Below are 14222 nucleotides of genomic sequence, written 5' to 3'. Positions count from 1 at the left end.
GGGCGTCAAACAAAAACGGTCTTGGAAGTCGATAGATTCCAGGCCGAGAGCGTGGCGTGTCGAGCGCATTTTATTTTTCCTAACCGGGTCCTAAGACGAATAAAAAACCCACGCGTGGGCAATAATTTGAAAGGTCATATGATCGACCAACCCACACACAGGAACCGGCATGCAAAACGAAACGACGACAAAAGAGGTGCGTGGGTTGAGTGAAAATTCGTCGTGTAGCGATGGATGTGGCGACGCTCTTCATATTCTCTTATTCCTTGCTTTCTTGGGCAATAAATTAAGGAATACGAAATAAATGCGACTACAACCCTGCGGAAGCTTACTGCGCTTACGGGCGATCGATTCGTTATCTGGTTTGCAAAACTTAAACCGTGCCTCGTTGCAATGGATGCCTGCGCCGCCGCGCACGACTGGGCACGCGAACTCCGCGCTCTCGGACATGACGTGCGCCTGATTCCACCCCAGTTTGTCGCCCCGTACCGCAAGGGCGGCGCTCATGAAAAAACGACGCCCTCGATGCCGAAGCGATCTGCGAAGCCGCAAATAGCCCCTCCATGCGTTTTGTGCCGTTAAGGTCACGCGTGGGCTTTCACATGGGACGAGCTGGCTGCAGTTCCGAAAATCCGGAATTGCTCGCACTCCTAATGGTTGCGCATTGCGATCCCAATTATGCACGCTCGACAAAACGCGTCTATCGGTCGCTTACCATGCGCCGTGCATTGATCCAGTCGATTTACCGCCCGCCACTCCGTACCGGGTCGCAAGGAAACTGACCGACCGCTTTGGTTGACCGGTGGTGCGCTTAGCTTAACTACCAATCGCTTTGCCAGGTGCCGAATTTCTTGCCGACCTAATGTCGCGTTTTGCGACCTGTCAAAGAGCTTCTTACCGACAGACCACCGAACGACTGTCATCAATGTTTCTGAGTGTAACCGAGATGGCATGCTCAGAGGGAGGTGCAGTATTTTCATACGAAATGTTGCGGCCTAACAGGACAAGTCACCGGATCAGGATATTCTGGACATGTCTACAACGATTGAAGATCGCCTTATCGTGCTTCTGAATGAGCAAGCACGGCTTGGGCAAACGGAAGGTGGCCTGCGGCGCGGAGCGCTCCGGCGAGTCGTCGATTCGTTTACCGAATTGATTCAAATTCCGGAGCCAGGGCGAGGCTCTTTTGAGCGTCTGACTGAGTACACTGGAGTTTCCACGCAACGGTGGCGCAAGGTATTTCATCGACGCCAACGACCAACGCCGGATATGATCGAGGCACTGGCGCACCTTTTCCCACATTACGCATTCTGGTTGGCGAGGGGAATTACGGATGCCACTAACGGCCATGTCACGCCGGAGAATGCGCAAACGTTCCCGGAGCGCCTGCATGTCGAGTCAGACGCTGCCAATCAGTACCTCCGTCGCTCGCTTGTCCTGTTTCGTCGCTTGTTTCACGAAGCGGGAGTCGATCTGCAAGACAATCGCTCCCGCATGTATGCGGCAGAACGTACAAGACATGAAAAACCTGCGGCCGACCACTGCAAAAAGAGGGGCGGGCAGACCCGCCGCGCAGCACCCGGGCGCTTAGAAGCCAGGGTAGTGGGGCGTAGCACAAGTTCCCATAAAAAACTAGAGTAATTGGGCATCTTGAAGTTGTCACGGTGTTTCGGCGAAAGTGTCACTGCAGTGCCAGTTGATCGCTATGCCGCCCGAGTGAAGCAGAGGGGCGGATGAGTAGCATTGTTCGCTCGCAGTGCCGACTTCCGCGCGAGCTAAACGACTGGCTGACTGAGCGCGCACGGCATGAGTCGCGTTCCAAAAGCGCGCAATTAATTGTCGAGCGGCGGGAACGGCGCGCAGGGATGACAGAGAGGGGGCCTGTACGCGGTATCGCAGGCGCCTGTGGATGCAGTTGAGCGGGCAGCAGTGTTGAGTCACGCAACCGGTTGAGATGGTCAGGAAATGAGGCTGATTGCCTTTCGCACGATCAGCGGATCTACCTGCCCAGTTTCTGAGGACGCTTGATAGACCAGTGCGAACAGCTTGGCCTTCTTCTCAACATCCACGGGAAGACCTGCGGCAGAGATGCTGGCTTCGATGGTCGCAAACACCTTTTGTAGCAATTGCTCATCCACCGCTCCGTAGCGCGCAGCTCGTTTCCCGGTTAGCAAATAGGCGACATCCACGCCGTGCTCGATTAGCGTCATCAGATAGCCAGCATCCGGATAGCGCTGTTCTTTTTCGTAGGCAGATTGAGTCTTACGGTTGATGCCTGTCCACTCGGCGATGTTTCCCTGAGTAAATCCGAGCCGATCACGCTCTTCGGCTAGGCGCGAACCAAACGAAAATGGCATTTAAATTGGTCTTTTGTGTTGTGTATGGGACAAAAATGTCCCATACTGGAAGAAATTCATCTCATCGGACCAGTATACGGGCCACCCATGGTACTGAAAACAGTGGAAGACGAACAATCTGGCAAGGAATTCCGTGCTTTGCCGCCCAGCTCGAAACGGAAAGACCACACGTAACTCAACGCTGCGGTCTTGCTATGTCTCAAGGACGGGGTTGTGACGTCTAATGGAAATAGCTAACGGGCTGAACGTGCTAACGTTTTTTGTGGGAGGTTTCGCCAAATCAATAAGCATAACTAAGTTATATGCATTGCATTGAAATGGTTTGTCACATCGGTCAGTTTCCGCAGTAGCAATAGCGAAAACGCGCTCATCTGGACCTGTTACATGAAGGCTTTGATCGGAACCACATTATTCAACAATGTATAACGTTAGCATTCCTAATGATTAATGAGGGGGGTGGACGCTGTCGATGCTCAAATCGAGATCCTGCGCGCAGCGAGATACCGTGCGGCAGCTTCGTCCGGGCGCGTGAGGCGGGGTCGGAGGGATAGCGGCATGGGCACGACGGGCTCGCAGCATGCAAGTGAGGTCTTGCCACATTGGAGGGCATCGTAATGGGCACGGTTTTCGGGTGGATTCGAAAGGGTGCGTGCGCACTGCTGTTGTTCGTGGGCGCGACATCGTTACTTGGCGCAGCGTACTGGATGGTGGAGCGTCACTCATCGTTGCGCGAGCTCATGGCGGTGGCCATCGTGGGTCTGGGCTGGACCGCGATCGGCTGCGTGGCGTACAGACGCGGCTGGCCGCTTGACAACCGGGAGTGGTAAACCATGCGCAGCCTCTTTAGACATCCCCTTGCGAAAGCCGTTGGAATGGGCCTGTTGCAGCTGCGAGTGCTCGTCGCGTGCGGCTGCGGTGGCATGTGCTGGTTTCTCGAACACTACGTAGGCTGGGTCGTCCAGCGGATGCATGGGCTGTCGCTATCGGTCATTGTGACGGCCGCTCTCGAGCTGGGCGTGGGCGGTACGGCTGCAATGCGAGTGACGCCCCAGTTGCCTGCGGTCGCGGTTGCCGTCGCCGAAGGCGTCGCGCATCGGCTCAGGCGCGACCGAGACGCCGCATGAAAACCCACCTCGCGTTGGGGCCCGCAACGGAGCGGTCATGATGCCAGTCGACTTCGCGATGCTCGCACAGCAATGCGCCCCGGCCGTCTATCCGACCACCCTGCAGGCGCTCGTCAAGACCGAATCCGGCTTCGATCCCTTCGCCATCGGCGTGGTCGGCGGCCACCTGGTGCGCCAACCGCGCAACCGCGACGAGGCGGTGGCGACCGTGCGTGCGCTTGAGGCGGCTGGCTGGAACTACAGCACGGGCCTGGCCCAGGTCAATCGCGCGAACCTGCGGGTCTATGGCCTTACCCCTGAAACCGCGTTCGATCCGTGCGCGAACCTGCGCGCGGGCGGCGCCATCCTCACCGACTGCTACACCCGCGCGGCCGCCGGCGGACGCGTGCCGCAGGATGCCGTGCGTGCGGCGCTTAGCTGCTACTACAGCGGCAATTTCACGCGCGGCTTCAAACCGGATGTGGGTGGCACGAGTTATGTCCAGCGCGTGGCTGCGAACGTGCCCGATAGCGAAGCCAGCGCTGCGGTCGTGCCGCCGATCGCCGTCGTACCGGAGGGCAAGACACCCGCTGTGCACACGGCATCGCGCGCGGCAGTGCAGCCGGCCCGCGTGCGGCGGGCCGATGATTCAGTGAGCACCGACACCGGGGCCGACCACGCCCAACCGGTCAATCACCATCCAGCCTGGGATGCCCTGGGCGATTTTTGACGGAGCAGGCAGATGAAGAAGATTCTTCTCGAACCCTTGACCGGCCGTGCCGCGGCTTTGGTGCGATTGCGTGGCAGGAATGCCGGGCGCATCGGCGCCGTGGTCATGTCGATGGCCGCCCGCGGAGCCCGGGCGGGCGGTGGCCTCGCCGCGGGCACCTCGGCGGTCAACAGTTTCACGCTCTGGTTCTACGGCATCTGTGGCGTGCTGGCCGGTTCGTATCTGCTGTGGGTTGGGGTTCAGTGCTGGTCCAACAAGGCCGACTGGATCCATGACTTTGGTGGCGGCATCGCGAAGGTGGCCGGCGTGGGGTCGGCACTCGTGCTCGCCGGCTGGGCGTTCGGACTCTTCGCCTGAATCACCATGGAAGACGAACGCACGCTGTACCCCTCGTACGCAGGCCTGAACCGTGCCGCGATGATCGGCGGCGTCCCGATGTTCCCGGCGCTGATCATTGGCTGCACATCGCTGATCACCAGTATGGTCGGTGGCTTCGTGCTCGGTCCCGGCGGTCTGTTGATTGGCTCGTCTGGCGTGCCCATCTTCCTGTTTTTCCGGCATGTCTGCGAGACCGATGACCAGGCACTGCGCCTGACGTGGCTGGAATTTCGCTGCTGGCTGGACCGCCGCCGTGTGTCGGTATTCGGCAGGACATACACGCTCGCACCGATGCGCTATGGCCGTGACCTGGACGTGTACACCCGCTCGTTTTCGCGCGGCCGGGACCTTGAGCGCTTCGAGGCGCTGCGTCAGCGCCTGCTTGCGCACGCAGAGGACGACGAAGATGAATGACCACAATCCTGCGCCGTCGTCAGATGGCGCTGCCAGTGCGTGCCCGCCCATTGTGGGCCACACCATGACGGCTGGTGCTCCCGGTTCGGGCAAGACAATGTATGACGTGTTTCGCCGGCTCGCGGAGGAGCGCCGTCGCATTCGCGGCGCGGACGACGCGCCGGACGCGGGAGGCGAGGCATGCGCGTGAGCAACGAACTGAACCGGCTCGTTGCGTCCGCGGAGGACAAGCTGCCGCGCATCGGCCGTCCGGTGTCGGAAACGGCGACGAGCATCGACAACGGCGGCGGTTTCCTCGTGATGCGCGTGAACGGCGTCCCATTCGAATCGGTGAGCCGTGGCGAGATCGAAGCACGCTACGACAGCTGGAACCGTCAGCTGGCCGCGATGACGCTGGAGAAAGGCAACCGCCTGTCGCTGTGGACCACGTTTCGCCGGCGCAGCGTCTCGTTTGGCGACGAGTATCGTTTCTGCAATCCGTTCATCCAGCAGGCCGTCGACAAATACCTGCAGCGCTTCCGAAGGCACGATCACTTCGAGAACAGCTTCTACATCACCGCGATCCTGCAGGGCGACGACCTGGACGAGACGGTGCGCGAGCTCGAGGAGCTGGGCGAGGGGCTGATGAAGGCTCTCGTTGCCTACGATCCTCAACTGCTCGAAACATACGGGCACAACGGCATCCTGTTCTCGGAGGCGTATCAGTTCATTGGCGAACTCGTGAACGGCGTCGATGAGCGTGTGCCGGTCACGCAGGCAACCGGCCGCGACCTGATCCCGACTTCGCACCTGCACTTCCACTACGACACGGTTGAGATCCGCGCCGATCGCTCAACCCGGTTCGCGGTCTGCTACGACCTGAAGGATTTTCCGAAGGCCGGCTGGGGGCAGACGAATCCGCTGCTGTCGCTGCCCGTCGAATTCACCTTCACGCAGAGCCTGGGCTGTTTGAGCACTGCCGAAGCGATGAAGGCGATCGAAGACCAGATCAATCACCTGCGGTCGGTCGAAGACAAGGCGAAGCACCAGATCAAGGAACTGGAGGATGCGGTGGCGCTGATCGCCGGTCGCGATCTCGCATTCGGCGACTATCACGGTGCACTTGTCGTGTACGGAGACACGCCGGAGAAGGCAATCAGTAACGGCGCATACGTAACAAGTCGTGCGCTGAACGATTGCGGCTTCAAGTTCGTGAAGGCGACGGCATCGGCGCCATTCACGTACATGAGCCAGGTGCCGGGATTCAGAACGAAGCCGCGGCCGATGCCGAAGTCGACCCGCAGTCTCGCGTCGTCGTTCTCGATGCATACCTATTCGGCCGGCAAGGCACGCGGCAATCCGCTCGGCGACGGCACGGCCCTCATGCCGGTGCAGACCGTTGCGAAAAGCCTGTTCAGCCTGAACTGTCACGCTTCGCGCCTGGATGAGGATAGCGTGGGTGAGAAAGTTGCCGGCCACACGCTGATTCTCGGCTCGACTGGCACGGGCAAGACCACCCTCGAGACGATGCTGCTCGCCTTCCTCGAGCGGTTCGACCCGAAGATCTTCGCGCTCGATCTCGATCAAGGTCTGCGGATCTTCCTCGAGGAGATGGGCGCGGTCTACTACACGCTGCGCGAAGGCGAGCCGACAGGTCTTGCGCCGTTTGGCCTGCCCGAGACGAAGCGCAACCTCGCGCACCTTTACGACCTGGTGGGTGCCTGCTGCCGCGACGAGAACGGCAAGCTAAGTGCTGACGACCAGCGCCAGATCAAGCACGCGGTCGACACCGTCATGAAGCTGGAGAACATCGAGCACAGGACTTTCAGCCGCCTACTGGAGTCGATTCCGGATACGGGCGACGAGAGCGGCCTGTGGGTACGTCTGAGCCAGTGGTGTGGTGCAACTAACGGTCGATTCGCATGGGCGCTGGACAACGTACCGGATGCGCTGACGAACATTACCGACGTGCGCCGGATCGGCTTCGATGTCACTGACTTCCTGAAGAAAGACTATGCCGCCACGGAGCCGGTGCTTGCACACCTGCTGTACCTCAAGGACCAGATGCAGAAGAGGGGCGGCCTGCTCGCGACGGTGATTGCCGAATTCTGGCTGCCGGCCAGCTACCCCACCACACAGGAGCTGATCCGCAAGTCGCTCAAGACGGGCCGCAAGGCAGACGAATTCCTGATCCTGGATTCGCAGTCGCCGGAGGACGCCATCCAGTGTCCGGTGTTCGCTGAGATCCGCGACCTGACGGCGACAAAGATCTATCTGCCGAATCCGGACGCGACGCGCGACGGTTACAAGCTCCTGAACCTGACCGACCGCGAATTCGACACGCTCAAGCGGCTGTCGAAGGAGTCGCGCACGTTCCTGATCAAGCAGAGCAACCAGTCGGCGTTTGCAACACTGGACCTGGGCGGTATGAACGACGAGATCGCGGTGCTTTCCAGCAGTCTGGACAACGTTGCGATCTGGGAAGAATGCGCGCGCGACGCACATGGCGACACGGACCTGCGAATGCAGCTGTTCCAGGCACGCCGCAAGGGCAAACGCGATCGTAAGCACGAAGCCGAACTTGTTGAGGAAACCGAATGATGACGACCCTCGATCTTCACCTTTCGTCGGCGATCGAGCCAGCGAAGCGCGAACAGCTCAAGGAGCGGGCGGACGAGCACGACCGGCGCTGGCACCGGAGAGTGGACGCCGAGCGCGTTTTGCTTGTGGCTTGCTCGACTGGCTGCGCGGGACTGGCCGCCGCCGCAATGTATTGCGATGGTTTGCCGACAACTGCAGTCCAGCTTGGGAGCATGACGATGAAGGTCATTCGCGATTTGACGGGCGCCGCATTGATCGCGGCCGCGTTCTCGATGCAGGCAGCGCACGCGCAGGGTGTCCCGGTGATCGACCTGCAGGCGATCGCGCAGGCGATCTCGACCGTCAAGCAGCTGGAGCAGCAATACAGCCTGCTCTCGGACCAGTACCAGTCGACAATCGGCAATCGCGGCCTCGGAAACCTCTTCAATGACCCGTCGCTGCGCAACTACCTGCCGGATCAGTGGCAGTCGGTCTACGACGAAGTGAAGAGCGGGCAGTTGAACGGAATCAGCGGCCTCGCCAGCAGTATCGAGAGCCAGGAGGGGATGACCGCGTACACGCCCGGGCAGCAGCGTCTGAACGATACTCTGGCCGCCAACAAGGCAATGGCGATGCGCTCGTATCAGGCGTCGATCGACCGGCTGACGAACATCCAGCAGCTGATGCAGCAGTCGAACCTCACACAGGATCCGGCGGCGAAGGCCGATTTGCAAAACCGGTGGGCGGCAGAAAACTCGTCGATCAACGCGGAAAAGATGCGCCTCGACCTCGCGGCGCGACTTCAGGATGCGGAGAAGGATTTCGCGCAACAGGCCGCCCATAACGACATGCAGCAACGACTGAACGGCGACGACAACGCCGATCAATAACGCGGAGTGCGATCATGCAACTGCAGATCTTTACCGACATGTTCAACTCGTTCGACCAGAACGTGCTGAACACGATTAATACCGGCTCGGCCCGGATGATCTCACTGATCAGTCCGCTGGTCGCAGCCTGCTTTAGTCTCTACGTCCTGCTCGTACTCGTGTCGTACTGGCGTGGCCACAACGACAGCCCGATATCCGACTTCCTGCTGAAGATGGCCGGGTGGGCGGCTGTGCTCACGCTCGGGATGAATATCAGCTACTACAGCGAATACGTGGTGCCGTTCTTCAATGGCCTCGGGGACGATCTGAGTAGTGCCTTGATGGGTGGCAACAGCCTGAGTAGTGGGCTCGATACGCTGTTGAATCTCTATATCTCCGCAATCAAGACAATGTACGCGGGACTGACGTGGAGCGATGTCGGCCTCTATATCGAAGTTTCAGTACTTGCAATCTGCATCCTGCTGGTCGGCGTTCCGTTTCTCGCGATTGCAGCGGCATACATCATCCTTGCAAAGTTCGCTCTTGGATTGCTGCTCGCGCTCGGGCCGGCCTTCGTTGTTGCGGCACTTTTCCCGGCGACGCGCCAGTTCTTCCAGAACTGGGTCGGACAGTGTCTGAACTATGGCCTGCTCGTCGCACTATTCGGTGCAACAGGCGCGATCGAGGTGAATTTCATGACCTCTGTACTGCCGAAGACATTCGACGTGCATAACGTGATGCTGACCTATGCAATTGAAGGAAAGATTATCGGGGCGGGGCTTGTGTTCATCGTGGTGTCGTTGAGCATGCCGTCACTCGCATCGCAACTTGCAGGTGGCGTGGGCATCTCCTCGATGGTTGGTAAGCTCGGTAACGCGGCCAGCGCAGCCATGAGGGCGATGAAGCTGACAGGCGGCCGCGCAAGTGGGGCATCATCGGCGCCTACCAACTCGATTGGCCGCGCGTGATCTTACATACCAGGAGATGTCCATGAGGGAAATTCGATTTGCGAAGGCGACAGTAGTGGTCGTCGTGGCGTTGGCGCAATTTGGATGCGGCAAGGGCAACGATGGTGATCAGTACATTGGCAAGTGGGCGCGCGTTAGTGGTCAGGACTATAAAGATATCGTCATTAGCAGAAATGGGACCGGAAATGATTTTTATGTTTCGCATCGGGAAGATCAGTACAACGACGATGGAAACAAGGTCGGAACGGTAATGCGCCAACAACCGGCCACGATTGTGGATGGGAAGATGATTGTTAGTTCCAGCATTCAATATGCAATGACGATCGATAAGTCGAATGGACATCTCGTTACACCTGGCTCCGAGTTCGAGCGGGAGAAATAAACGGCAGCATGTCCGCCAGAGCGATCAGAGACGGCGGACAGTACACATCGATCGGAGATTGACGTGAAATTAATCGTCGTGCTTTGCTGCGCCGCGCTCCTTGCTGCGTGTTCGTCGGCACCAAAGCCGACGCAACCGGAGGGGCCGTGGATGCCCGTCAACCATGCGACACAGGGGAGTGCGCCATGAAATGGATGCCATGGAAGCCGGCGCCGGCGCGGGCTGAGCCAGTCGCGGTTGCCGTCGATGGCAATTGCGCGGCCGCGCTGCAGCACATTGCGGCGAAACTCGCCGACGCCGATCCGCGCGAGATGGCGCGGATGTATTTCAGGGAAGCGCTCTCGTTCGAGAAGTCCCGGCAGCAGCTGCAGGAAAACATGACGAAGATTGCATGGCGCGTTGCGGGCGGGGCCATGTTCGTCGCACTTGTCTCAATTCTTGGCTCGTCAGCTTTAGTACAACTAAAGAGACCGTCGCCACCTGTGATTATTAGGGACAACACCGCGACCGGCGACGTGCAGGTGATTGATGTCGCGCACAGCGGATCCGTGACGTTCGGTGAACTCGAGGTGCGGGCAGCACTGCGCACGTATGTCAAGCTGCGTGAGAAGTACGACTGGTACACGATCCAGGATGCGTACGACACCGTGACGCTGATGAACTCGCCACGCGAGCAGGCGTTGTATGCGGCGCTCTACAACCGCAAGAACTCGCCGCAAAACGTGCTCACAGATAAATATCGCGTGATCGTGCGCCCAGGAGCGATTACGTTCGTTGGATCCACCGCACAGGTGTTCTTCTCGAAGACGATGATTTCTTTGTCGTCGCAGGGCGGCACGGCGCTGGCACCGCCTAAAACCGAATACTGGGTCGCGACGATCACCTACGAGATAGGCGATCTGCCGACCCGCAGCGACGAACAGGAGCTCAATCCAACGGGCTTTCGTGTCACCAGCTACTCTGTCGACCGCGACTGGACGCGCAGCACCGCAGACGGCGTGACACCGATGCCGTCCGCGGCCACATCGTCCCAGTCGGCACCGTCGAGTATGTCCTTGAGCGCACCGGCCGGAGGGGCCAACCCATGACCGCCCGGCTCCCGAAAGCGCTTGCTGCTGCGTCGATCGCTGCCGCGCTATTCGGCATGTCGCTACCGGCTGTCGCCGAAGTCGTGCCCGGTGCGTGCGGCAGTGACCGGCACATTGCGTGCGCCGTGTATGACCCGAATGAGACCTACCGGATCGCCTATCGCCCGGGTGAGGCGACCGTCCTCGTCTTCGAGAAAGGCGAAAAAATCGACGGTGGTGGCATGGGCGACGGTAAGGCATGGACGGCTGGCCCTGCCGGCAACGGCTTCTTCTTCAAGCCGAAGGCACCTCAGGCGGCCACCAACCTGATTCTGCTCACGAACAGACGTCGCTATGTGCTCAAGCTGGTCCCGGTCAGGAGGCACGAGGAAGCAGTCTGGTCGCTGACCTTCGATTATCCGGACACGCGTGCAAAGGCGTCGGCGGCCGCCGCGGTGCGCTCGGCCGAAGCGCGGTCACTGCTGGCGCAGACCGTCAGCACGTCTGGCGTGGGCAACTTCAATTACGACATGCATGGTGACACGACACTCGCGCCAACGGCGCTGTGGGATGACGGCCGCTTTACCTACTTCGAGTTCAGTACGAGCCGCGACCTGCCGCAGATCTATCGCGTGTACGGGGACGGCAAGGAAGCGCTCGTCAATCCTGATGACGTGCGCGGCCCCGTACTCGTGGTGCACGACACGGCGCAGCGCTTCAACCTGCGCCTGGGGGACGCCGTACTCGGCATTCGCAACAATGCATACCGGCCAGACGGCCAGCTGAACCCGACAGGCACGACGATTCCGGGCACGGTGCGTCTCGTGAAGCAAAAGGAGGCGGGCGGTGAGTGACGATATCAATCTGAACGGTCCGAACATGGCGAACCCGACACCGGTCGAGCCCGCCGGCATAGGCGAGCGCGGGGTGCCGGGTGTTGGCCGCACGAAGCGCAAGAGCCCGTTCCGGATGCTACCGATCGTCATTGGGATGGTGCTGATCCTGCTGTTCGGCGCGATCGCAGTGGGTGTCGCGATCAAGCGGTGGTCGGCGCAGCATCACGCCGAGTCCGAGGCGGCAAGGGCGGAAGCGGCAAAGGACAAGCCGTCAGATGACCGGCACGACTTTGCGCGCGACAAGGCAAAGATCGAGAAGCAGCGGGCAGAGGAAGCGGCGATGGCGTCGGAAGCGGCCGCGGCTAGCGCGGCGCTTGCTACACCTGCGCATGCGAACGCAGCCAGTGCGGCGAATGGAAACGGCGCTGCTGCAGCGACGGCGGCCAGCGCGGTGGAGACGCCGGCACAACGCAAGCTCGATGGCGACGTGCTGCTCACCGTCAAGGATGAGAAGACGCCCGACGCGGCAGCCCCTGGTGGCACGCCCGGGTTGACCAATTCGCATGCCGGATTTGCGAAGGATGGACTGGACAGCGAGCTGCAGCCATCGAAGCTGGAAACGGTGAAGGCGGAACTGATACCGTCGCGTGACTACCTGCTGATCGCGGGCACCACGATCCCGTGCGTGCAGGGTGCGGAGATCGTGACCGACTACCCGGGCATGACCACCTGCCACGTGGCGAAAGACGTGTACTCGGCGAACGGCAAGGTGCTGCTGGTCGAGCGCGGCTCCGAGGTCGTGGGTGAGCAGCGGCAGGCGCTGATGCAGGGTCAGGCGCGGATCTTCGTGATCTGGACGCGGCTGACGACGCCTGACGGCGTAAAGGTGCAACTCGATTCGCCGGCGGCCGATGCGCTCGGCGGTAGTGGCCTGCCGGCCTACGTCGACAACCACTTCTGGACGCGGTTTGGCGGCGCCATGATGGTCAGCCTGATCAGCGATGCCGGTCAGGCGCTGTCGACACTGGCCGCGAACTCGGGCAGTAGCGGGATCCAGTTTAACAACACCACGAATGCCGGTGGTGAGGTAGCGGCCGAAGCGCTGCGCAACACCATCAACGTGCCGCCGACCGCGTATTCGAAGTACGGGTCGATGACGACAATCTTCGTTGCGCGCGATGTGGATTTCTCCGATGTGTACGAATTGGCCACGCCGTGATTCATTTAATTCGGGATGCTTATGAGCATGCAATACGACGACAGTCTTACGGTACGCAGTCACCTCAAGACACTCGGCATCGCCGCAATGCTGGCGATGCCCGGCGTCACCGAGTTAGCGATCAACCGACCTTATGAAGGCTGGACCGAAACGCGTGACGGCTGGCAGCGTCATGATCTTCCGAATGCGTCGCTGGAAATGCTGAACCAGTTCGCACCGGCTCTGGCCATCTACAACAAGGCGAAGCCGCCGCTATCGGCGGCCGAGCCGGAAAAGCCGGTGCGCCTGCCCGACGGGGAGCGCGGCCAGATCGTGATTCCACCGGCGTGCGAGCCGGGCACTGTGTCGCTGACGATTCGCGTACCGAATTCAACGCGCCTTTCGGTACAGCAGTGGTCGGACGCCGGGCGGTTCGCCAGGTTCCGTGATGTGGTCCGGGACGCACCCGGCGGTAGTAGCGCAATGACGCAGGGCGACATCGACGCTGCGGCGGCACCGGCAGGCTCAGAGGGTTTGGACGTCAGCCGTGCCACTGCGGTGTTCAATCCGTCCCGGGCGCTGGGCGCCTATGGCCTGGCGCGCTTCCAGCATGAGATGCTCGACGCACTTGCGCAGCGCGATGTCGTGCGGTTTCTGAAGCTGGCCATACTGAACCGGCTGAACATCGTGCTCGTGGGCGGCACGGGCTCCGGCAAGACCACGCTGATGAAGGCGCTGGCCGACCTGATCCCGATTATTCCGCGCGAGGCGCGTCTGGCGACGATCGAGGATACCCACGAGCTGCCGTTGCCACTGCATCGCAATCACGTTCACCTCTTCTACAGTGAGGCGATTCCGGCGCGACGCCTGGTGAAGGCGACGTTGCGCATGAAGTTCGATCGCGTGCTGCTTGCGGAGTTGCGCGGCGACGAAACCTGGGACTACCTGACGCTGCTCAACACCGGGCACCAGGGCGGGTTGACGACGGTGCACGCAAACGACTCGGTCGCGACGCTCACGCGCATCGCCACGCTGGTCAAACAAAGCCCGGTCGGCCAGACGCTCCCGTTTGATTACCTGATGCGCGAGATCCGCACGACGGTCGACGTGGTGCTGTTCATGGAGAACCGCGATCTGACGGAAATCTGGTTCGATCCGGCGACGAAAAACAGGCTGCTGCGAGGTGATGCATGAGAGCGCGACCGAACGATTCCGCCATTGGTGACAGTGGCGGGCAAACCGGCCCGGAACCCCAGGAGCGGCAGACGCAGGCGGCAGCGGGAGCGTCAGCATGAAAGCCCGTCTCCTTGTTGGCGGTTTGCTTGGCATTGTGTCCGGCGCAGTCGTGTTCGCCGCCGGCC

Annotated in this window: 16 protein-coding genes and 1 pseudogene; 16 read left to right on the top strand and 1 reads right to left on the bottom strand. The window is 60.6% G+C overall.

The genetic code is table 11. From position 1 onward, the window contains the following. Window positions 1–360: 360 nt before the first annotated feature. Both U5A58_RS36555 and U5A58_RS36550 read left to right on the top strand, forming a co-directional pair. Window positions 361–587, top strand: a pseudogene (locus U5A58_RS36555) (IS110 family transposase); the annotation flags it as partial. A gap of 445 nt (window positions 588–1032) precedes the next feature. Continuing rightward, window positions 1033–1641, top strand: a complete 609-nt coding sequence (locus U5A58_RS36550; protein ID WP_321916949.1) for a hypothetical protein — start codon at window positions 1033–1035, stop codon at window positions 1639–1641. Between the two features lie 317 nt (window positions 1642–1958). On the opposite strand, the gene U5A58_RS36545 is transcribed toward U5A58_RS36550, so the two are convergent. Further along, complete coding sequence (locus tag U5A58_RS36545) at window positions 1959–2357, bottom strand: helix-turn-helix transcriptional regulator (protein WP_321916947.1); 399 nt, start codon at window positions 2355–2357, stop codon at window positions 1959–1961. A 614-nt stretch (window positions 2358–2971) separates the two neighbouring features. Here U5A58_RS36545 and U5A58_RS36540 point away from each other — a divergent pair. The 14 genes from U5A58_RS36540 (at window position 2972) to U5A58_RS36475 (ending at window position 14055) form a co-directional block, all read left to right on the top strand. Further along, window positions 2972–3184, top strand: a complete 213-nt coding sequence (locus U5A58_RS36540) for a hypothetical protein (protein WP_321916946.1) — start codon at window positions 2972–2974, stop codon at window positions 3182–3184. A gap of 3 nt (window positions 3185–3187) precedes the next feature. Next, window positions 3188–3481, top strand: coding sequence for a hypothetical protein (locus U5A58_RS36535; protein ID WP_321916944.1), 294 nt, complete (start codon window positions 3188–3190; stop codon window positions 3479–3481). Between the two features lie 37 nt (window positions 3482–3518). Further along, window positions 3519–4190 (top strand): lytic transglycosylase domain-containing protein, encoded by a 672-nt coding sequence (locus tag U5A58_RS36530; RefSeq protein WP_321965000.1) that lies wholly within the window; start codon window positions 3519–3521, stop codon window positions 4188–4190. 12 nt (window positions 4191–4202) lie between these two features. After that, on the top strand, window positions 4203–4547 hold the full coding sequence (locus U5A58_RS36525) for a hypothetical protein (RefSeq protein WP_321916942.1): 345 nt from the start codon (window positions 4203–4205) through the stop codon (window positions 4545–4547). Window positions 4548–4553: 6 nt separating this feature from the next. Beyond that, a complete protein-coding gene (locus U5A58_RS36520) occupies window positions 4554–4982 on the top strand; it encodes a VirB3 family type IV secretion system protein (protein WP_321916941.1) in 429 nt (142 codons plus the stop codon). Next, entirely contained in the window at window positions 4975–5172 is a 198-nt protein-coding gene (locus tag U5A58_RS36515) for a hypothetical protein (RefSeq protein ID WP_321916939.1), read from the top strand. The genes U5A58_RS36520 and U5A58_RS36515 overlap by 8 nt, the downstream gene beginning before the upstream one ends. Beyond that, window positions 5163–7562 (top strand): transporter, encoded by a 2400-nt coding sequence (locus U5A58_RS36510; RefSeq protein ID WP_321916938.1) that lies wholly within the window; start codon window positions 5163–5165, stop codon window positions 7560–7562. The genes U5A58_RS36515 and U5A58_RS36510 overlap by 10 nt, the downstream gene beginning before the upstream one ends. Beyond that, window positions 7559–8431, top strand: coding sequence for a type IV secretion system protein (locus U5A58_RS36505; protein ID WP_321916937.1), 873 nt, complete (start codon window positions 7559–7561; stop codon window positions 8429–8431). The genes U5A58_RS36510 and U5A58_RS36505 overlap by 4 nt, the downstream gene beginning before the upstream one ends. A gap of 14 nt (window positions 8432–8445) precedes the next feature. After that, window positions 8446–9378 carry a type IV secretion system protein gene (locus U5A58_RS36500; RefSeq protein WP_321916936.1) on the top strand — a complete coding sequence of 311 codons (933 nt, stop codon included), beginning with the start codon at window positions 8446–8448 and terminating at the stop codon, window positions 9376–9378. A 22-nt stretch (window positions 9379–9400) separates the two neighbouring features. Next, on the top strand, window positions 9401–9760 hold the full coding sequence (locus U5A58_RS36495) for a hypothetical protein (protein WP_321916935.1): 360 nt from the start codon (window positions 9401–9403) through the stop codon (window positions 9758–9760). Between the two features lie 185 nt (window positions 9761–9945). Beyond that, complete coding sequence (locus U5A58_RS36490; protein ID WP_321964999.1) at window positions 9946–10848, top strand: type IV secretion system protein; 903 nt, start codon at window positions 9946–9948, stop codon at window positions 10846–10848. Further along, window positions 10845–11681 carry a TrbG/VirB9 family P-type conjugative transfer protein gene (locus U5A58_RS36485; RefSeq protein WP_321964998.1) on the top strand — a complete coding sequence of 279 codons (837 nt, stop codon included), beginning with the start codon at window positions 10845–10847 and terminating at the stop codon, window positions 11679–11681. The genes U5A58_RS36490 and U5A58_RS36485 overlap by 4 nt, the downstream gene beginning before the upstream one ends. Beyond that, complete coding sequence (virB10, locus tag U5A58_RS36480; RefSeq protein ID WP_321964997.1) at window positions 11674–12882, top strand: type IV secretion system protein VirB10; 1209 nt, start codon at window positions 11674–11676, stop codon at window positions 12880–12882. The genes U5A58_RS36485 and virB10 overlap by 8 nt, the downstream gene beginning before the upstream one ends. A gap of 21 nt (window positions 12883–12903) precedes the next feature. Further along, window positions 12904–14055 carry an ATPase, T2SS/T4P/T4SS family gene (locus tag U5A58_RS36475; RefSeq protein ID WP_321964996.1) on the top strand — a complete coding sequence of 384 codons (1152 nt, stop codon included), beginning with the start codon at window positions 12904–12906 and terminating at the stop codon, window positions 14053–14055. The last annotated feature ends 167 nt before the right edge of the window (window positions 14056–14222 follow it).

This window comes from Paraburkholderia sp. J7 (genome assembly GCF_905220155.1).
Classification (GTDB): domain Bacteria; phylum Pseudomonadota; class Gammaproteobacteria; order Burkholderiales; family Burkholderiaceae; genus Paraburkholderia.
Note: the sequence above shows the minus strand (reverse complement) of the source record. Positions and strands in the feature narration are given on the sequence as shown.

Bases quoted from the DNA above. Each gene is read 5' to 3' on its own strand.
- U5A58_RS36510 (WP_321916938.1), top strand. From the start codon at position 5,163: ATGCGCGTGAGCAACGAACTGAACCGGCTCGTTGCGTCCGCGGAGGAC.
- U5A58_RS36505 (WP_321916937.1), top strand. From the start codon at position 7,559: ATGATGACGACCCTCGATCTTCACCTTTCGTCGGCGATCGAGCCAGCG.
- U5A58_RS36530 (WP_321965000.1), top strand. From the start codon at position 3,519: ATGATGCCAGTCGACTTCGCGATGCTCGCACAGCAATGCGCCCCGGCC.
- U5A58_RS36515 (WP_321916939.1), top strand. From the start codon at position 4,975: ATGAATGACCACAATCCTGCGCCGTCGTCAGATGGCGCTGCCAGTGCG.
- U5A58_RS36545 (WP_321916947.1), bottom strand. From the start codon at position 2,357: ATGCCATTTTCGTTTGGTTCGCGCCTAGCCGAAGAGCGTGATCGGCTC.
- U5A58_RS36490 (WP_321964999.1), top strand. From the start codon at position 9,946: ATGAAATGGATGCCATGGAAGCCGGCGCCGGCGCGGGCTGAGCCAGTC.
- U5A58_RS36535 (WP_321916944.1), top strand. From the start codon at position 3,188: ATGCGCAGCCTCTTTAGACATCCCCTTGCGAAAGCCGTTGGAATGGGC.
- U5A58_RS36525 (WP_321916942.1), top strand. From the start codon at position 4,203: ATGAAGAAGATTCTTCTCGAACCCTTGACCGGCCGTGCCGCGGCTTTG.
- U5A58_RS36520 (WP_321916941.1), top strand. From the start codon at position 4,554: ATGGAAGACGAACGCACGCTGTACCCCTCGTACGCAGGCCTGAACCGT.
- U5A58_RS36475 (WP_321964996.1), top strand. From the start codon at position 12,904: ATGAGCATGCAATACGACGACAGTCTTACGGTACGCAGTCACCTCAAG.
- U5A58_RS36485 (WP_321964998.1), top strand. From the start codon at position 10,845: ATGACCGCCCGGCTCCCGAAAGCGCTTGCTGCTGCGTCGATCGCTGCC.
- U5A58_RS36550 (WP_321916949.1), top strand. From the start codon at position 1,033: ATGTCTACAACGATTGAAGATCGCCTTATCGTGCTTCTGAATGAGCAA.
- U5A58_RS36500 (WP_321916936.1), top strand. From the start codon at position 8,446: ATGCAACTGCAGATCTTTACCGACATGTTCAACTCGTTCGACCAGAAC.
- U5A58_RS36540 (WP_321916946.1), top strand. From the start codon at position 2,972: ATGGGCACGGTTTTCGGGTGGATTCGAAAGGGTGCGTGCGCACTGCTG.
- U5A58_RS36495 (WP_321916935.1), top strand. From the start codon at position 9,401: ATGAGGGAAATTCGATTTGCGAAGGCGACAGTAGTGGTCGTCGTGGCG.